This window comes from Ditibartonella apihabitans (assembly GCF_002007485.1).
Classification (GTDB): domain Bacteria; phylum Pseudomonadota; class Alphaproteobacteria; order Rhizobiales; family Rhizobiaceae; genus Bartonella; species Bartonella apihabitans.
Genome location: NZ_CP015820.1, coordinates 254064 through 274852, shown reverse-complemented (window position 1 = coordinate 274852; position 20789 = coordinate 254064). Strand labels below are relative to the sequence as shown.

Here is a 20789-nt window from a genome sequence, read left to right as displayed (position 1 = left end):
TGAACCATCCGATCTTATTAAAAATGTGAAAAGCGGGCTTTGCCCGCGCTTCAAGCGCTTTAAAAAACACACATGGTTTTGACGATTCAGAAGGTTAATTTCTGGCCCTTCCCGTTAATTTTCAGCCAATGAAAGTTGTTTCAGGCGATAGAGTTCTTCCAAGGCTTCCCTTGGCGAAAGCTCATCCGGATTGATTGCCTTCAAGGCTTCTTCAATTTTTGAAGTTTGACGGCTGTTTTCTGCTTCGCGTGCCAAAGCAACGGAAAAAAGTGGAAGATCATCTATCAATTTTGTGGCTTTACCGGCGACTTCGCCTTTTTCCAATTGGTGGAGAACATCTTTTGCCCGCGACAAAACAGCGGCCGGAAGGCCTGCAAGTTTTGCCACCTGCACACCGTAAGAACGATCTGCCGCGCCGTTTCCCACCTCGTGAAGAAAAACAACATCGCCATTCCATTCTTTGACTTTCATCGTCACATTATGAAGACGATCAAGTTTTTCGGTGAGCGCTGTCATTTCATGGAAATGGGTCGCAAAAATTGCACGGCAATGATTGACTTCATGAAGATATTCAATGGCTGCCCAGGCAATTGAAAGCCCGTCAAATGTCGACGTCCCACGGCCGATTTCGTCGAGAATGACCAATGAACGCTCGCCTGCCTGATTGAGAATTGTTGCTGTTTCCACCATTTCAACCATAAAAGTTGACCGCCCATGGGCAAGATCATCGGCTGCACCAACGCGGCTAAAAAGCCTGTCGACAACACCGATATGGGCAGAACCGGCAGGAACGAACGACCCCATTTGCGCCATTATCGCAATCAAGGCATTTTGACGCAAAAACGTTGATTTACCACCCATATTGGGGCCGGTGAGAAGCCAAATGGCGCCGTATTTCGCACCATTTTTGGGAGAAAGATCACAATTATTGGCTACAAACGGTTCCTTGGCCTGCTTTCTCAATGCCTGTTCGACCACCGGATGGCGTCCGGCGACAATCTCGAAATCGAGCGACTGGTCGACAATCGGGCGGCAATAGCCCTGTTCTTCGGCAAGAGAAGCATTGGAGGCGGAAACATCAAAAACAGCAAGTGCCATAGCGGCTTGCCGGATAAAATCGGCTTGATCTGCAATTTCTGCGACAAGCTTCTCGAACAATTCAAGTTCGATTGTCAAAGCACGATCGGCTGCATTGGCAATGCGGCTTTCAAGATCGGCAAGTTCGGTTGTGGTAAAACGCATGGCATTCGCCATTGTCTGGCGATGGATAAAACGGCTTTTTGCTTCAGCCGTTTCTGTCAGTGCGGGTGCCTGAAGCGCGGTGACTTCGATATAATAACCGAGAATATTGTTATGGCGGATTTTAAGCGCTTTAACGCCCGTCTCTTCCGCATAACGGCCTTGCAATTCGGCAATGAAGCGGCGGGATTGATCCCTCAAGGTTCTTAATTCATCAAGCTCTTTGTTATAATTCTCGCGAACAAATCCCCCGTCCCGTTTCAACAAGGGCAAATCATCGGCCAGTATGCGATCAAGGTGACTGTGTAAATCAACCGGCAATTTTTCAAGAGTTGCAAAAGCATCACTTAATTCTTGCGGTAGAAGTTTACCCGCAAACAGATGTCTCACATCGCAAATAACAGCAAAGCCGCGCTGGATTGCAGCCATATCGCGCGGGCCGCCGCGACCAAGAACAAGGCGTGAAAGTGCTCGCGGCATATCAGGAGCGCTCTTCAAAATAGCCTGCAAATTTTCGGCAAACCGCATATCATTGAGAAAATAGGCAACCGAATCGAGCCTCTCGTTGATTGTTACCGGTGAAATCAACGGCGCCATCAAGCGTTCGCTCAAAAGCCTTGCACCGCCGCCGGTGACGGTCCGGTCAATCGCTTTCATCAAGCTGCCATCGCGCTGGCCTGAAAGTGTTCGTGTCAATTCCAGATTGTTGCGGGTTGCCGGATCAATAAACAAAGAGGCATTTTCATCTTCCCTGAGAGGACGCATAAGGGGGGGACGTTCATTGATCTGTGTTTTTTCAACATAACCGATTGCCGCCGAAATGGCCGAAAGTTCGGCACGATCATAGTGTCCGAGCCCCTCCAGTGTTGCCAGTTTGAAATAGTCGCAAATATTGCGTTCGGCCATATTGCTATCAAAGAGGCTTGCTGCTTGCGGTGTGACGATACGGCCAAGAATGTTGAATAACGGTTTCAATGCCTCGTCATGGAAAACACTATCGGCAACAATCAGTTCTTGCGGGTCAATGCGCATAATATCGGCAAGCAACCGGTCGGCATGGGCACGGCTTACTTTGAAAATTCCGGTCGAAATATCAATCCATGCAAGCGCAAATTCCTGATCTTTTCCCGACTTTATGCGTGAAAGCGCCATAAGATAATTGGCGCGCGCCGGATCAAGCAGTTTGTCTTCTGTCAAAGTCCCCGGTGTGACAAGGCGGATAACATTGCGTCGCACAACCGATTTGGCACCCCGTTTTCTTGCTTCAGCGGGATCTTCCATCTGCTCGCAGACGGCCACGCGGTAACCGCAGGCAATAAGTTTTTGCAAATAATCATCAGCAGCATGAACAGGAACGCCACACATTGGCACATCTTCGCCAAGATGTTTGCCACGTTTGGTAAGAGCGATACCCAATGCTTTGGAAGCTTCAACGGCATCATCAAAAAATAACTCGTAAAAATCACCCATGCGATAAAACAGCAAATAATCGCTATTTGCCGCCTTTATCTCGATATATTGCTCCATCATCGGCGTGATACGATCATCAGAGCGATTATGTTTTCTTTCCGGCTTTTCTGCCGCCATTTCCCGGGTTACTTCTTCTGCCATGCCTTTTTTTTACCTTTGCTTTCGGCTTGTCACCAAAGAGCTTTTTTAAACCGCAATGCTTTGTCGGAATATTTCAAGCTATAGCATCCAAACTATGTGTCATGCCATTCAATATGTGTTTTAATACCCAACTCTTGTCGATTGAAATGTCATCAGAATTTGTTGTTCGAAACGTCCGGACAATATATGCAAAAGCAATAAAAAACTTGGACTATTTTTTAAATATAATCCATAATTTCCGTTTATTATCACATATATACCGGCTTAAATGGAGCGAACAAACTCGCTACCTCAGAAAATGATAGAAAAATGAGCAAAAAGAATCAAAAAAACAACGACAAATCAACAAGTTACAGTTCTCTCGATCAGGAAGCGCTGGATTTTCACAGTCGCGGGCGTCCGGGAAAGCTCGAAATTATTGCGACAAAGCCCATGGCAACCCAACATGATTTGGCTTTAGCTTATTCACCGGGTGTTGCAGTTCCGGTGAAAGCCATTGCGCAAAATCCGGCTCTTGCCTATGATTATACAGCCAAAGGCAACCTCGTTGCTGTTATTTCCAACGGCACAGCCATTTTGGGCCTTGGTCATCTTGGTGCTCTCGCCTCCAAGCCGGTGATGGAAGGCAAAGCCGTGTTGTTCAAACGTTTTGCCGATGTCGATTCAATTGACCTCGAAATTGATACGACCGATGTTGATGCTTTCATCAATTCGGTCCGTTATCTCGGCCCGTCTTTCGGCGGCATAAATCTGGAAGATATCAAGGCTCCGGACTGTTTCATCATTGAAAGCCGTTTAAGAGAGTTAATGAATATTCCGGTTTTCCATGACGACCAACATGGTACGGCTATTATTGCTACAGCCGGTCTCATCAATGCGCTTTACCTCACCGGTCGGGACATGAAACATACACGTCTCGTCTGTAATGGTGCCGGTTCTGCAGGAATTGCCTGCATTGAACTCATAAAGGCCATGGGGTTCAAGTCGGAAAATGTCATATTGTGCGACACCAAAGGCGTTGTTTATGAAGGTCGGCAAGAAAATATGAACCAATGGAAAGCGGCCCATGCCGTCAAGACCGACAAACGTACACTCGCCGAAGCACTTGATGGGGCAGATGTTTTCTTTGGCGTTTCGGCCAAGGGTGTTCTGACTCCCGAAATGGTCAAATCCATGGCTCCGAAACCGATCATTTTTGCTATGGCTAATCCTGATCCTGAAATTACGCCGGAAGAAGTTGCCAAGGTGCGTGATGATGCCATTATGGCAACAGGCCGCTCGGATTATCCGAACCAGATCAACAATGTCTTATGCTTTCCTTATATTTTCCGCGGAGCTTTGGATGTCCGCGCCAGCACGATCAATGAAACAATGAAAATTGCGGCGGCAAAAGCCATAGCCCAACTTGCCCGTGAAGAAGTGCCTGACGATGTCGCCGAAGCCTATCGGGGCACCCGACTGAAATTCGGTCCGAATTATATCATTCCGGTACCGTTTGATTCACGCCTGTTATCTGCCATTCCGACTGCAGTTGCCAAGGCGGCAATGGAAAGCGGCGTTGCCGGCAAGCCTATTGCTGATCTCGAAGCTTATGCACGGGATTTGGCTGCGCGGCGTGACCCGATAGCCGCAACAATGCGCGGTGTTTATAATCGCGTACGGCAAAATCCCAAACGGATTGTCTTTGCCGAAGGTGAAGAAGAACAGGTCATGCGGGCAGCCGTTTCTTACGTCAACCAGAACCTCGGTAGTGCCATTCTGGTTGGTCATGAAGATATTATTGAAAAAAGAGCACATATAGCCGGTATCGACCTTAACAGATCCGGAATAAAAATTGCCAATGCCCGCCTGTCCGATCGGAAAGATGCTTATGCCGATTATCTCTATAGCAAAATGCAACGAAGAGGTTGGCTATTGAGAGATTGCCACCGTTACATCAATAATGATCGCAACCATTTTGCCGCATGTATGTTGGCAATGGGCGATGCCGATGCGATGATTACCGGTGTTACCCGAAATTATGAAACCGGACTTGCCGATGTCCGCCGCGTTATCGACATGAAAGCCGGCGAACGGGTTGTCGGTATTTCTATGGCAATTTGCCGCGGGCGCACCGTTTTTATTGCCGACACGGCAATTTCGGAACACCCGAATCCGGAAGAATTAGCCGATATTGCCGAGCAAGCTGCAAATTTTGCCCGTGATATGAGCTATAAGCCACGCGTTGCACTTCTGGCATATTCTACTTTCGGTCACATGAAGGGTGAAGGCGCCCAACGTATTCAGGAAGCGGTCAAATTGCTTCGCGCACGCAATGTCAATTTCGAAGTTGATGGCGAAATGAGTGCCGACGTTGCGCTCAATCCGAAAATGATGGAGCAATATCCATTCATGGGATTGAGCGAACCGGCCAATGTTCTGGTTATGCCGGGCTACCATTCTGCTTCAATTGCCAGCAAAATGTTGCAGGAACTCGGCGGAGCAACCTTGATCGGACCTATTCTCGTCGGTCTCGAAAAATCGGCCCAGATTGTTCCCTTGGGCGCACGTGACTCCGACATAGTGACGATGGCAGCATTAGCTGCCTATAACACAACAAAATAGATCTATCCGGATTTTAAAGCCTCGTTTTCTCTAACGGGGCTTTTATTAATTGCTTTATAAATAAATTCTTGAACTTTATAGCTGGCTCACAGATATGGCGGGGAAGCGTTTTATTAAACAAATGCCTTGGCTTGCTGATTTTTCCCCCGTAGCAGCGCAATTTAATTCAATTTTTAACACTATGTCCTATTTTTATCGGCATGTAATATAAAGTGTTTGGCGTTTACCAAAAAAATTGAAAATTGGGCTTAATAAAAAAGATATAGTTTATCGGTAAAAAAACAGGCTAAATTCTGTCGCGTGAGCTTTTTAAAGCAAGGATCAAATAATATGGCGGAAACTGCATCATCAATCAAATGGCTTCTTTCTCAGCAAACGGAAGTACGCTACCTTCCTGATACAGCTTTTCCAATCCGTTCGACATTCAAGTCGGAAGACGAGCTACAGCAACTGGCCCATGAAATGGCCGAGGGCAAAAAAATTGTTTTGCCGGAATATACGCCATTCGATTTCAGAGAACGGCTCACCGAAAATTCCAAGCTCATTCTTCACACCTTCCGCTCGACCGATGCCGCAGCTCGCAATAACGAGGCCATCACACCGGCAGCACAATGGCTGCTCGACAACCATTATACGATTGATAAGACCATCCAGCAGGCGCGGCGTGATTTTCCGCGTGCATTCGTCAAACAGCTTCCCCCTTATAAAGGCGAAAATGAACTGCCAAGAATTTTCGCACTGGCTTGGCTTTATGTCGCCCATACCGACAGCAGTTTTTCGCTTAAAACTTTAACGGCCATGGTCAATGGTTACCAACAGGTTGCCGATTTCCAGATTGGCGAATTATGGGCTTTGCCGTCGGCTGTCCGTATGGTTCTCATTGAAAATGCGCGGCGACTTTCCATGCGCATTGAAAAAGCCCGACGGATGCGGCGATTTGCAAACCAGGCCGCTGACCAAATGGCTCTGGCTGAAAATGACAATGCACTTCAGAACATTTTTTCAACTTACCAAGCGCTTGTTGCCGACCCGACTTTTGCCGCCCATCTTCTTTATCGTTTGCGTGGCGCTTCTGTTGATTCAACGACTGCATTAAACTGGCTTGAAGAGCAGTTACATCGTCATGGCAGCGACCCTGAATCGGCAACTGCCGAAGAACATTCGCGCCAATCAACCGGCGGTGTAACCATGGGCAATATCATCCGTGCCCTGAAAGCGATTGATGACGTTGATTGGACATATTGGTTCGAAACGGTCAGCCATGTCGATTTCATGTTGCGTGAAAACAGCGATTTCGGAGAAATCGACTTTCCATCGCGCAATACCTATCGCGTCATCATCGAAAAAATTGCCCGTCGTTCGCCATTAAGCGAACTCGAGGTGACGAAAAAAGCACTCGACATGGTGGAGAATGCAAAGAAAGACGGTGTCGCGACTGGAGCATCGGTTGCATGGTATCTTGTGGGGCCGGGACGAGAAGCATTCGAACAGGCTTGCAATTATGATTGCCCGTTCTCGACCCGTTTCATGCGTGCCTTCCGCGCGATGAAAATTTTCAGCATTGCCATTCCGGTTTCGGTTCTCACCATTCTCATTCTCATTGCAGTTTATGCATTGCTGAGGGAAACCGGCTTGAGCCATGCATTGTCGCTCACTTTCACGGCACTTGCGCTTTTCCCGACAATGGATACCGCTTTTGCGCTCTTCAATACTCTTGTTGCCTGGACTGTCGAACCACGGCGATTGATCGGATATGAATATAAAGACGGCATTCCGGAAGAAGCCAAAACGCTCGTCGTTGTTCCGACAATGATAACCTCGCGCGATTCTATTGACGAGCAGATAAGAAATCTCGAAGTTCACTATCTTTCAAACCCGCAAGGGGCAATTTATTTCGCATTGGTGACAGACTGGGCCGACTCGAAAAAGGAAGAAACAGCCGACGATCGCGATCTCCTCGAATATGCACAAAATGGTATTGCCGATCTCAACCGTTATTATCGCGGTGACGGGCAGCCACTCTTTTTCATTTTACACCGCCACCGTTTGTACAATCCCGGCGAAGATTGCTATATGGGCTGGGAGCGTAAACGCGGCAAGCTGCACGAGTTGAATCTGCTTTTGCGCGGTGACCGCGACACCAGTTTCTTCCCGACAGACCCACGTCTGCCAATGGATTGCCGCTTTGTCATGACACTTGATTCCGACACCAAGCTCACCACCGAGGCAGTCACCCGCCTTGTCGGAAAGCTCAATCATCCATTGAACCGTCCGGTCATTGACCCGAAAACACATACTGTCAAAAGTGGTTATGGCATTCTTCAGCCGCGCGTGACACCCTCGCTTACCACCGGTGATGATGCTTCATTCCTGCAGCGTGTCTTTTCCGTCAATCGCGGCATAGACCCTTATGTTTTTGCCGTCTCCGATACCTATCAGGATCTTTTGGGCGAAGGCACCTATACCGGTAAAGGCCTTTATGACATTGATGCATTCGAAATAGCGCTTGCTGACAAAGTGCGCGAAAACAGCGTTTTGAGCCACGATCTTCTTGAAGGTGGTTATGCACGCGTCGGCTTTGTGAGCGATGTCGAGGTGGTTGAAGATTATCCTACGGCTTATAATGTTGATGTTGCCCGTCACCATCGCTGGATCCGCGGTGATTGGCAATTACTGCCCTATCTCTTCACCCGTCACAATATCAACCTCATTACCCGCTGGAAAATGCAGGATAATTTGCGGCGTTCTCTGACACCGCTCATGTGGATTATTGCCTCGCTTGTAGGTTGGTGTGTTTTGCCGCTTCATACGGCTGTTTTCTGGCAATTATTCCTGCTTTTGGGCATGTTTATTGCCCCCACACTTGGTGTTCTGCGCAACATTATGCCAACGAGTATGGACAATTCGTTACGTGGCCACTTCCAATCGGTGTTGACAAATATTGCAACCAGCACAGCAGATGTTGCACTGCGCACGACCTTCCTTGCCTATTCGGCATTTTATATGGTTGATGCGATTATCCGTACGCTCTATCGCATGTTTGTTTCACATAAACATTTGCTCGAATGGAAAACATCGGCAGCAACGCGTTCTTCGCCCAACACGCTCTCCTATTATGTCACCACCATGTGGCCGGCGACATTGATTGGCGTGATTTCCATTGCACTTCCGGCAGCACTTCATAATTCTGCTGTCTTTGTAGCCCTGCCCTTTGGTCTTGCGTGGTTCTTTTCACCGCTTATTGCATGGATCGTAAGCCGTTCGGCTGCCTTTCAGGATTCGCTTGAAATCCGGCCAGCCGATAAAAACGAACTTCGGCGTATTGCGCGCCGCACCTGGCATTATTACGAAACATTCGCCAATGCCGATAACAATTTTCTTCCCCCCGACAATTTTCAGGAAGATCCGGTACCGGTTCTGGCGCGCAGAACCTCGCCAACCAATATCGGCGTCTATTTGCTCTCGACAGTCGCTGCTCGTGATTTCGGCTGGGTCAGTTTCGATGATGCTATCCAGCGTATCGAACGCACACTCGATACAATGGATAAAATGGAAAGATTCCGCGGGCATTTCTTCAACTGGTATGAAACCGATACTTTGCGGCCCCTTGTACCAAGCTATGTCTCGACTGTCGACTCGGGCAATCTTGCCGGCCATCTTGTAACACTGGCTGCAGCCTTGAGAGAATGGTCTGAAGCACCATCCGTATTCCTACAAGGTGATCTTGCAGGCCTCCTTGATGTTAATGACATTTTGCAGGAAACATTAAACCTCATCCCCGATGACCGTCGCATCCTGCGCCCGCTTCGCAGACGAATTGATGAACGCATGGCCAATTTCCGCAGGGCTGTCCGCTCGATTATGGATGAACCGGAAACGGCAACATTCCGCACGGCAAATCTCACAATTGCGGCAAACGATATAGGCCGTCTCACGAGCGAGCTTGATGGTGAAATCGGAAGCGATGAATCCCGTCATGCTGTTTCATGGGCCGAATGTTTGATCGAGACATGCGAAGCTCACACTCATGACGCGACCGCCGATCATGATACGGAGGCTTTACGCAAGACTTTAAGTGATCTTTCTGCAAGAGCACGGCAGTTTGCCTTTGATATGAAATTCGATTTCCTTGAACGAAAGGAACGTCGTCTCATGTCCATCGGCTATCGTGTTCAGGAAAACGAGCTTGATGAAAGTTGCTACGATCTGCTTGCTTCGGAAGCCCGTCTTTCGAGCCTCTTTGCCATTGCCAAAGGCGATGTCAAGGTTGAACATTGGTTCCGCCTTGGTCGTATGCTGGTACCGGTCGGCTGGAAAGGTGCTCTGCTTTCCTGGTCGGGTTCTATGTTCGAATATTTAATGCCACCGCTTGTCATGCGCGAGCCTCTGGGATCGCTCCTTGACCAGACAAACCGGCTTGTTGTTCGTAGACAAATCCAATATGCCAATGAACGCGGGTTGCCATGGGGCATTTCGGAAGCAGCGTTTAATGCCCGTGATCAACAGATGAACTACCAATATTCCAACTTTGGTGTTCCCAGTCTCGGTCTTCAACGTGGCCTTTCGCGCAATGCTGTTATTGCGCCTTATGCAAGCATTCTCGCTTCCCAATATATGCCGACAGAAGCAGTCGCCAATCTTGCACGTTTGCGCAAGCTCGGTGCGCTCGGCGAATACGGTTTCCATGACTCGGTTGATTTCACACCGGCGCGTGTGCGTGAAGGCGAAAAATATGCCGTCGTCAAGAATTATTATGCGCACCACCACGGCATGTCTATTCTCGCAATTGACAATGTTATTTTCGATGGCCGCATGAGAAACCGTTTCCATAGCGATCCGGTGATCGAAGCGGCACAGCTTCTGTTACAGGAAAAAGCGCCGCGTGAAATTCCTATGGTTCATGCAAAAACGGCTAATCCGATGCGCAGTGATGCTGGCGGTTTTGAAGACGCACCGGTTCGCGTTATCAAAGCCCCGCTCACCAAACCACGTTCGACAGTGCTTTTGTCAAATGGCAATTATTCGGTCATGTTGACCGGCAAAGGTTCCGGCTATAGCCGCTGGAACAATATTGCTGTTACCCGTTTCATGCCCGATGCAGCCGAAGACCAGCAAGGCACTTTCATCTTTTTGCGTGACCCTGCTTCCGGCCGCTGGTGGTCGGCAACGGGTGAACCAACGCGCGTTGCCGATGAAGAAGCTTCAGCGGTTTTCACCGACGAAAAGGCCGAATATACAAAAACGGTCGATGGTATAAAATCGACTGTGGAATGTATTGTTGCATCCGAAGGTGATGGTGAAGGTCGACGTATCGAGCTTATCAACACTACTTCCAAAGATCGCATTCTTGAAATTACGTCCTATGCCGAACTGGTATTGACAACGCCCGAGACAGATGCGGCCCATACGGTCTTCGCACGCATGTTTGTGGAAACGGAAATTGCCGATCAAGGCGGAACAATTTATGCCAAAAGGCGTAAACGCGACCCGAAAGATCCGGAAATCCATGTTGCCCATTTTGTCACCGATACATCCGGTTCTGTTCGTGATGCGGAAGCCGAGACCGACAGGCGTGTTTTCATCGGCCGCGGGCGCTCTATCCGTCGTCCTGCCGCTTTCGACCGTGGTGCCACTCTCACCGGAACAGAGGGTTGTGTGCTTGATCCAATTGCAGCAATAAGATGTCGTGTTCGGGTTCCAGCACATAAAAAAGCCGCACTTATCTTCTGGACATTTGCAGCAAATTCGAAAGAAAAGCTTGCATCCCAAGTTGAATATTACCGTCAACCGAATGTATTCCAGCGCGAATTCTCGCTTGCCTGGACCCGTTCGCAAGTGTCGCTTTACCAGCTTGGTATCAAGCCAAAGGAATCCGTCGTTTACCAGAAATACGCGACTTCCCTTATTTATCCGGATCGCACGTGGCGTTTGCCTTCGGAGGCGCTCGCTGAAAACCTTGGCAAACAATCCGATTTGTGGCCGATGTCAATATCCGGCGATTTTCCGATCTTCCTGCTCAGGCTTGATAATGAAGCCGATCTCGAAGTCTTGCGCGGACTTTTGAAAGCGCATGAATATTGGCGGATGCGCGGATTGACTGTCGATATTGTCATTTTGAACGAACGGGCTTTTTCTTATGCGCAAGATACCCAGCGCGCCATTGAATGGATGTGCGAAGGTTATCGCAACCGCACCGCCGAAGCAGACGGACGCCAGCATATTTTCACTGTCCGCCGTGACCAGATGAACGAGCAGAGTTTCAAGACTTTGCTTGCCAGTGCCCGCATTGTTTTACAAGCCCAGAATGGCTCCTTGTCCGAACAGATGCAGCGCATGGAAAATATCGATTCCGACCTTTCCCATCGCAATAAAGATGAGGAAACTGCTCAATCTGCCAAGACGCATAACAATGGCAAAGCTGCGCAACGAAAAAGCGGCAAACACGAAGAGATTGTTATGCCGCTTGAACAGGGCCAATTTACATCAATCGGTATCATCGGCGACCAGCATAAATCCTGCCCGCTTCCGGATGGCAAAGACCTTGCCTATTGGAACGGCTATGGCGGCTTCGACAAGGACAACAGCTATGTCATTCGTCTTTCAGGAAGAAATGCAACGCCAAATCCATGGATTAACGTTATTTCCAACGAGCATTTCGGTTTCCACGTTTCGGCAGAAGGGTCGAGTTTTACCTGGTCGGGCAATAGCCGCGATTATCAATTGACACCATGGGCGAACGATCCTGTTGTCAACCGTCCGGGCGAAGCTCTCTACATTGTCGACCGTCACTCGTTAAAACGTTTCTCGCCGGTTTCGGTTGTCGAATGTGATGATAGCGCACTCTATGAAGCGCGCCACGGCCTTGGCTATTCGACATTCACATCGAAACACGGAACGATAAGTCTGGAATTGACCCACACTGTCGATAATAAACGCCCGATAAGGCTATCGCGTCTTGTCATCAAAAACGAAGACAAGAGCCCGAGAAGCCTGAGACTTTACGATTATGTCGAATGGGTATTGGGCACAGTCAGGGCAAAAGCTGCTCCCTTCATCATTCCCGATTATGACGAAAAACGCGGTGCGCTTTTTGTTCGCAATCCTTATCATACGGAGAAGTCCGAAGAAGTAAGCTTCATTGCGGCAAGCAGCACGCCTTCAAGCTATACGGCCGACAGAACGGAGTTCATCGGCTCGATCGGAACTGTCAAACATCCGCAAGCGATCCGTCAAGGCGAGCCGCTGTCGAACACGGTTGAAGCCGGACGTGATCCGTGCTCCGCACTTGCTTTTGACATCGAATTGAAAGCCGGTGAAAAGAAAGAGATTATCTTCTATCTCGGTAATGCCAAAAATCGTCTGGAAGCAGAAAAGCTCCTTGATAGCGTCCGGAAAGAAACATTTACCTCTGTTCTTGAAAAAGAGAAAAAACAATGGACAGATTTTGTTTCCGGCCTACAGGTCAAAACAAACGACCGTTCATTCGATCTCATGGTCAATAACTGGCTTCCCTATCAAACCTATGCCTGCCGCATCATGGCAAGAGCCGCATTTTATCAGGCAAGCGGAGCATTCGGTTTCCGTGACCAGTTGCAGGACACATTGTCACTCTTGCTGCTCAAGCCGGAACTTGCCCGTGAACAGGTTATCAATGCCGCATCACGCCAGTTTCCTGAAGGTGATGTGCAACACTGGTGGCTGCCCGATAGCGGCGCCGGTGTCAGAACATTGATTTCCGATGATGTGGCCTGGCTCGGCTATGGTGCTGCGCTTTATGTCAATACCACGGGCGATCGTGAGTTTCTTGATACAGATATTGCCTTTATTGAAGGCGACAAACTCAAGGAAGGCCAACATGACAGCTATTTCCAGCCAGCCATTTCGCCAAAAACTGCCACACTCTACGAGCATTGCGCACTCGCCCTTGATCTTGCAATCAAACGCACCGGCAAACACGGCCTACCGTTAATGCTGGGCGGCGACTGGAATGACGGAATGAATCTTGTGGGCATTGAAGGGAAAGGCGAAAGCATCTGGCTCGGCTGGTTCCTTGGCACAGCTTTACAAGCTTTCATTCCGATTGCCGAAGAACGCAAGGATGAAAAACGCGTCAAAAAATGGACGCATCATCTGGAGAAGCTCACCAAAGCGCTTGAGGTGAGCGGATGGGACGGAGAATGGTACCGTCGTGGTTATTTCGATAATGGTGAACCTTTGGGTTCACACACCAACGACGAATGCCAGATTGATACGATCGCCCAATCGTGGAGTGTTATTTCCGGCATGGGAACGGAAGAACATCAAAAACAGGCCATGCAGTCCATGCTTGAGCACTTGCTTGACGAGAAAGGTGAGCTCATCCGTCTGTTCTGGCCTCCCTTTGACAAGACCGAACTTGAACCGGGGTATATCAAGGGTTATCCGGCTGGCATTCGCGAAAATGGTGGTCAATATACCCATGGTGCAATCTGGAGCATTCTGGCACTTGCCAAACTCGGAGACAAAGACAAGGCCTATCAGGTCTTTTCGATGATCAACCCGATTTCGCACGGGAAAAAACCTCACATCTATCGCGTCGAACCTTATGTGATTTCTGCCGATATATATTCGGTCGAACCACGGCGTGGCCAAGGCGGCTGGACATGGTATACAGGTTCTGCCGGTTGGTTCTATCGTGCTGCTACAGAATCTATTCTGGGCATCAACCGCAATGGTTCCAAACTTTATCTCAAACCATGTCTGCCAAAAGATTGGCCGGGTTACGAAGCAACCGTAAAATTTGACGGCGCAATCTATGTTATCAAAGTTAATCGCGGTAAAAATCTTGGCTTGACAGTTGATGACAAGAAGGTCGACAAACCTGAAAACGGCATCGGTCTGAAAAAGACAGGACATCATGAAATTAATCTGACGATCGATAAATAACTTCAAGGGGTTTAAAAACTCCTTGAAGTTCCTCGCGAAGGCTTTACTTCCTTTTGTTCTTTTATCAAGGTAACGTTCTTCCCATTGGGTAGAGGCAACAAACAGATTGAAAGTGCTATGGCGCAAACTGATATCGCAGAACGTGTATATAATCACACCTGGAAGCTTGATCCAATTATAAGATCACTGCTTGATACCGATTTCTATAAGTTCCTGATGTTGCAAATGATTTGGGGACTTTATTCGGATGTCGATGTTACTTTTTCACTGATCAACCGGACAAAAACGGTGCGGCTTGCCGATGAAATTGATGAGGGAGAATTGCGGGCGCAGCTTGACCATGCCCGCACTTTGAAATTTACCAAAAAGGAAATGATCTGGCTTGCCGGTAATACATTTTATGGTCGCAAACAGATTTTCACACCCGATTTTCTCCATTGGCTTCAAGGTTTCCAATTGCCTGAATACGAGCTGACACGTAAAGACGGGCAATATATTTTGAATTTCGAGGGGCCGTGGACCCACACCACAATGTGGGAAATACCTGCGCTTTCGATCATCAATGAATTGCGTTCGCGTGCAGCCATGCGCAATCTCGGACGATTTGAACTCGACATTCTCTATGCGCGGGCAAAAGCCAAAATGTGGAGCAAGGTCGAGCGGTTAAAAAAATATCCTGATATTCGTATATCCGATTTTGGTACGCGCCGCCGCCATTCGTTTTTATGGCAACGCTGGTGTGTCGAAGCTTTGAAAGAAGGAATCGGACGTTCATTTACCGGTACTTCCAATGTGCTTCTGGCCATGAACAATGATTTGGAAGCAATCGGCACCAATGCCCATGAATTGCCGATGGTTGTTGCAGCCCTTGCCAATAATGATGAGGAATTGCGCACAGCTCCTTATCGGGTTATGCAGGATTGGAACCGTTATTATGGCGGCAATCTTCTGGTTGCACTGCCTGACGCTTTCGGCACAGCGGCGTTCTTACGCAATGCGCCTCAATGGGTGGCAGACTGGACCGGCTTCCGTCCGGATAGTGCACCGCCAATCGAGGGGGGTGAGCGCATTATCAAGTGGTGGAAAGACCACGGCAAAGACCCGCGTGAAAAACTTATTGTTTTTTCCGATGCATTGGATGTCGATACAATCGAAGAAACCTACAAACATTTTCAAGGGCGCGTTCGCATGAGCTTCGGCTGGGGAACCAATCTGACCAATGATTTTGCCGGTTGTGCTCCCGATGACATCAAGGAACTTGATGCAATTTCGCTTGTTTGCAAGGTTACCCATGCGAATGGTCGACCGGCTGTCAAACTTTCGGATAATCCTGAAAAAGCCATTGGTGAGCCGAGTGAAATTCGCCGTTATTTGCAGTTCTTTGGCAATGAAGAACGTGTGTCGAAACCGGTAAGGGTTTAAAAAGCTCTTTTCCGTTCATTTTTCATTGCTGCTGATTTTATCCCTCCCGTCACTTTCATATGGCGGGAGGTTTTTTATGCACATTTGGAAACGACAATAGCGGGGGGCAATGTCGTTCCCGTTTTTTGCTTCACAAAATGGAATGTCTATTTTCTATCCTGAATTGTGCTTTCAAGACACGCGCGAGCTAACAGCTTGTAGAGAGCTTTGACGAAAAACTGTTTTTCCGTGGCTATTCTATTTCGCCAATAGTTAATTGCTTTTATGTGCCTTTTTGTATCAGCATTCAGGCTTTTACAATTTTCAAACACCACTCGCCTATTTTCCATAGAAGTTTGGGGGCTGGCTATTCCCTTGAAGACAATAAAAAACCGGCCCTGAAAAGGCCGGCTTTTGAAAAAAGTTTTATACGAGAAATGCGATTTAATCCGAATTTGAAAAGTGCCGTTTATGTGCCGGAAACTTTCATCAACTGTTGTTCATTCCCGGCGGTCCAAGCTTTTCGGGCCTGTTTCACACCGATCAAACATCAAGATTCGAGACGTTCAGAGCGTTGTCCTGAATGAATTCACGGCGTGGTTCCACTTCATCGCCCATCAATTTTGCAAAAACTGCATCGGCGTCCTGTGCATCGCCAATTTTGACCTGCAAAAGTGACCGTGCATTGGGATCAAGTGTGGTTTCCCAAAGCTGCTCGGCATTCATTTCACCCAAGCCTTTATAACGTTGCATTGTGAGCCCCTTCTTGCCATTGGCAAAAATGGTGTCGAGAAGAGCAATCGGACCCGAAATCGTTTCTGTCGTGTCTTTACGACGCAAAACCGGAAGTTTCCCGTAAATTTCATCAAGATGATGAGACATATTATCAATCCGTTTGGCATCGGTCGAAGCAATCAACCCCATATCGAGAACGACAACATCTTTTACGCCGCGCAGAACCCGCTCGAAACGCAAGCCGCCATCGTCATTAACATGTCCCGTCCAGCCACGTTCCATATCTTCGGCAATCAAATCAAGGCGGGCGGCCACATGATCAGCCGTTGCTTGTGCTTTTTCCTTTGTCGACAAAGCTTCCGGATTAAGTGCACCGGCAATTGCCGCCTGTTCGACAACAGTACGGTTATATCTGGTATTTAAACCATGAAGCATATTTCTTATCACACGTGCATCTTCTACCAATTGGTGCAAATCGGCACCGGCGCGCATCTCGCCATTGGCAAGTTCCAACACACTGCCTTCAAGGCCCGCTTCAATCAACGATTCCTCAAAAGCGCTTTCATTCTTGATATATTGGGAAGATTTGCCACGCGTTACTTTGTAAAGCGGCGGCTGGGCGATATAGACATAGCCCCGTTCGATCAATTCCGGCATTTGACGGAAAAAGAACGTCAACAATAGCGTACGAATATGGGCGCCGTCGACATCGGCATCCGTCATGATAATGATTTTATGGTAACGCAATTTATCGGGATTGAATTCGTCCTTGCCAATTGACGTACCAAGTGCGGTAATCAAAGTACCAATCATATCCGACGATAACATACGGTCAAAACGGGCGCGTTCAACATTCAAAATTTTACCGCGCAAAGGCAAAATAGCCTGATTTTGGCGTGCTCTTCCGCTTTTTGCAGAGCCACCGGCTGAATCACCCTCGACGATAAAAATTTCCGATTTTTCCGGATCGCGTTCCTGACAATCGGCGAGTTTACCCGGAAGTGATGATATATCCAGAGCACCTTTACGGCGGGTCAATTCACGAGCTTTACGCGCGGCTTCACGGGCTGCGGCTGCTTCTACAACCTTGCCGATCAGAATTTTTGCCTCGGTGGGATGTTCTTCAAGCCAATTGGAAAGCCCTTCATTGACGAGGTTTTCAACCACCGGCCGCACTTCGGAAGAAACGAGCTTATCTTTAGTTTGCGAAGAAAATTTCGGATCCGGTACTTTTACCGACAAAATTGCCGTTAAACCTTCACGACAATCATCCCCTGTCAAAGCGACTTTTTCTTTTTTCGCAATACCCGATGTTTCTGCATAACCGTTAACCTGACGCGTCAATGCACCACGAAAACCGGCCAAATGTGTGCCGCCATCACGTTGGGGAATATTGTTGGTAAAGCACAAAACTTTTTCATGGTAGGAATCATTCCACCACATGGCCACTTCGACAGTCATGCCGTCTTTTTCGCCATTAATGTAAATAGGTTCGGGAATAAGCGGCTTTTTGGACTGATCGATATATTTCACAAATTCGACAAGTCCGCCTTCATAATGCAATGTTTCTTCACGCACATCGGCATGTCTGCGATCTGTTAAACGAATACGAACACCCGAATTCAGAAAAGCGAGCTCGCGAAGGCGCCGTTCCAACGTATCGAAATCGAATTCGACCATTGTAAATGTTTCGGTACTGGGAAGAAAAGTAACTTCCGTACCGGTTTCATCGCCACATTCGCCAACAACTTTCAACGGAGCATCCGGTTCGCCATGGGTGAAAGTCATTTCATGAATTTTACCCTTGCGTTTGATGCGCAATTTCAACCAGACCGACAATGCGTTGACGACCGAAACGCCAACCCCGTGAAGACCACCGGAAACTTTATATGAATTCTGGTCGAATTTACCGCCAGCGTGAAGCTGCGTCATAATGACTTCAGCAGCCGAAACACCCTCTGTCGGGTGAATTTCTGTCGGAATCCCGCGCCCGTTATCAGTCACTGTGCAAGAGCCATCGGCATTCAGTGTGACTGTGATAAGGGTTGCATAGCCGGCCAATGCCTCGTCAATCGCATTGTCAACAACTTCATAGACCATATGGTGCAAACCTGAACCGTCGTCAGTATCGCCAATATACATACCCGGACGTTTGCGCACGGCATCAAGGCCTTTAAGTACCTTAATGGATTCGGCATCATAATCGCCTTCGTGATGCTGCGTTGTTTGATCACTCATAAGTCAGTCCATTTCTGCTTTAAAAACAAGATGTTAAGCCGCCTTACGAATCAAGGCGGATAAGCTCCTTATTTATACGCCATGAGCCTTGATTTACCAAGTTTTTTCAGCATTTTTCCCGTGGATAGACGGTTCAACCGGTCTCTACAGGAAGAGCTTTATAGTCTATGTGGCTTAATTTTAGAAAAGCACCAAAACTTATCAAAATCGTCTCTACAAGAATGACTCGAATAAATATAATTTCTTTCATATCGCTTCGTGTCTTATTGCTTTTTATCGTGATGTAAAACGATCGTTTCACGCTTAAAAATTTTCGGCCATAATTATTTCATCTTAAAACATATAAAATCAACTTGCTGACGCATACTGTTAGATTTCTTTGTTTCGGAAACGTTTGAAAAAATTGTTTTCCTAGGGTGTTCTTTCAAGTTCGGCAAAAGCGCCCCTTTCCGGATTTTCCGGAAAGAAGCCTCTTATTGCCGACAAAAAACAAGATTGCGATTCCATCACTCTTTCCGCCAATATCGGAAAAAAGCGTTCGCGTTTTTCTGCCCTGAATATTTGTCTTCAAGGCTTTAAAACTCAATCATTCCATTAATTTTTTCCAATGCAGCCGTGACGATTATTTCCACCCGATAGAGAGGAGAAGCAAGTTGCGCTTCACAGGTTGCTCTTGTCGGAGCTGCACTTTTTTCCAACCATGCTTCCCAAACCTCGTTCATAATGTCGAAATCCACCATATCGGCAAGCCAGATTGTTGCAGATAATAAACGGGATTTATCGGTTCCTGCCTTTGCTAACAATTGATCGATTGACGCGAGCGCCTCAATTGTTTGTTCTCTGGTGGTTTTTCCGGGGCTGCCGACCTGTCCTGAAAGAAAAACCATACCGTTATAGATGACCGCCTCGCTCATCCTCTTATTCGCATCAATACGTTTTATCGTCATATTTTCTCCTCTCGAATATTTTTCTCACCCCGACGGCGTTCAGACAATGTTTCAAAAGCAAGTTTTGCCGCATAAAGATCTGTAAGAGCGGACCCCACGGCCTTGAACAGGGTGATATCGTCATCACCTCGTTCCGGCGGTTCTTTTGATAAAGCAAGGTCGCTTAGTGTCGCTAGAATATCGCCCTTTTTTATTGTGCCATTGCCGATCGGAATACATAAATCGCCTGCCTCTTCAAGGGCTTCGGCTGTATCAATATAAAGTTTGGCGTGGCGCACCAGATCATCATCCGCTTCTCGCATCTGCGGCGTAAAAGCACCGATAAGATCAACATGGGCGCCCTTCTTTACCCAATTTTTGTGAATAACCGGTTCATTTGAAAGTGTGGCTGCCGAGATAATATCCGCCCCGTTGACAGCCTCTTCGGCAGTACCCGCTATGGTTACATAAAAGCCTGCATCTTCAAGCTGTTTTCCCAATTTTTCAGCGGATTTTTTCGTCCGGTTCCAAATGCTTATTTTCTTGATAGGCCGGACAGCAGAAAATGCATCAGCCAATAATTGTGCAACTTCACCGGCACCGATAATAGCCAATTTTTCCGATCGTGGCGAGGATAGATAACGCGCGGCCAAAGCCGATGTTGCTGCCGTACGTCTGGCTGTCAATGTATTGCCGTCAAATATTGCCAGCTCTTCGCCTGTATCGCCATCATAAAGAATATAAGTCGACGTGAGACCGGGTAAATTTTTCAAACGGTTGTCAGGAAAAACATTGACAATTTTCACGCCCAGAAATTGTTGTCCAACTTCGGAGTTTGTCCAAGCTGGCATCAACAACATGATCGGCGGGTTGTTTTGTTGTTTTCCCAATTTCAGATGTTGGCGCTCGGGCTTGGCACACCCGATAGCAAAACCTTTGTCCAATGCATCAATCAGGTCTTTGAATGGCAAAGCGTCTGCTGTTTCGTTTCTGTTGGCGTTCACCCTATCCATAATATGTTTTAAAACTCCCCGACCGTTTTTTAAGCGCCTCCAACGTTTTAACTATCGGCACTGTTTTATTTATTGGCATTTCATATGCGAAAGTCTA

General features: G+C 47.8%; 6 protein-coding genes and 1 pseudogene. 3 read left to right on the top strand and 4 right to left on the bottom strand.

Annotation, left to right across the window (positions count from 1 at the left end; genetic code table 11):
• Positions 1 to 114: 114 nt before the first annotated feature.
• Positions 115 to 2784, bottom strand: a pseudogene (mutS, locus tag BBC0178_RS01190) (DNA mismatch repair protein MutS); the annotation flags it as partial.
• Positions 2785 to 3159: 375 nt separating this feature from the next.
• On the opposite strand from mutS, the gene BBC0178_RS01185 reads away from it, so the two are divergent.
• From BBC0178_RS01185 to pncB, 3 genes are all read left to right on the top strand, one after another.
• On the top strand, positions 3160 to 5454 hold the full coding sequence (locus tag BBC0178_RS01185; RefSeq protein ID WP_077970029.1) for an NADP-dependent malic enzyme: 2295 nt from the start codon (positions 3160 to 3162) through the stop codon (positions 5452 to 5454).
• A 330-nt stretch (positions 5455 to 5784) separates the two neighbouring features.
• Positions 5785 to 14379 (top strand): glycoside hydrolase family 94 protein, encoded by an 8595-nt coding sequence (locus tag BBC0178_RS01180; RefSeq protein WP_078038916.1) that lies wholly within the window; start codon positions 5785 to 5787, stop codon positions 14377 to 14379.
• 117 nt (positions 14380 to 14496) lie between these two features.
• Complete coding sequence (gene pncB / locus BBC0178_RS01175; protein ID WP_078040292.1) at positions 14497 to 15801, top strand: nicotinate phosphoribosyltransferase; 1305 nt, start codon at positions 14497 to 14499, stop codon at positions 15799 to 15801.
• Between the two features lie 522 nt (positions 15802 to 16323).
• Here the strand turns inward: pncB and gyrB are convergent.
• The 3 genes from gyrB to lhpI form a co-directional block, all read right to left on the bottom strand.
• Complete coding sequence (gene gyrB / locus BBC0178_RS01165; protein WP_078038914.1) at positions 16324 to 18753, bottom strand: DNA topoisomerase (ATP-hydrolyzing) subunit B; 2430 nt, start codon at positions 18751 to 18753, stop codon at positions 16324 to 16326.
• Positions 18754 to 19328: 575 nt separating this feature from the next.
• On the bottom strand, positions 19329 to 19700 hold the full coding sequence (locus tag BBC0178_RS01160; protein WP_078038913.1) for a RidA family protein: 372 nt from the start codon (positions 19698 to 19700) through the stop codon (positions 19329 to 19331).
• Positions 19697 to 20692: a bifunctional Delta(1)-pyrroline-2-carboxylate/Delta(1)-piperideine-2-carboxylate reductase gene (gene lhpI / locus BBC0178_RS01155; RefSeq protein ID WP_078038912.1), complete on the bottom strand. Its 996-nt coding sequence runs from the start codon at positions 20690 to 20692 to the stop codon at positions 19697 to 19699. Before lhpI ends, BBC0178_RS01160 begins: the two co-directional genes overlap by 4 nt.
• Positions 20693 to 20789: the final 97 nt, after the last annotated feature.

What these genes read in the sequence shown, in the direction of transcription:
- BBC0178_RS01185 (WP_077970029.1), top strand. Translation starts at nt 3,160, where the DNA reads ATGAGCAAAAAGAATCAAAAAAACAACGACAAATCAACAAGTTACAGT.
- gyrB (WP_078038914.1), bottom strand. Translation starts at nt 18,753, where the DNA reads ATGAGTGATCAAACAACGCAGCATCACGAAGGCGATTATGATGCCGAA.
- BBC0178_RS01160 (WP_078038913.1), bottom strand. Translation starts at nt 19,700, where the DNA reads ATGACGATAAAACGTATTGATGCGAATAAGAGGATGAGCGAGGCGGTC.
- lhpI (WP_078038912.1), bottom strand. Translation starts at nt 20,692, where the DNA reads ATGGATAGGGTGAACGCCAACAGAAACGAAACAGCAGACGCTTTGCCA.
- pncB (WP_078040292.1), top strand. Translation starts at nt 14,497, where the DNA reads ATGGCGCAAACTGATATCGCAGAACGTGTATATAATCACACCTGGAAG.
- BBC0178_RS01180 (WP_078038916.1), top strand. Translation starts at nt 5,785, where the DNA reads ATGGCGGAAACTGCATCATCAATCAAATGGCTTCTTTCTCAGCAAACG.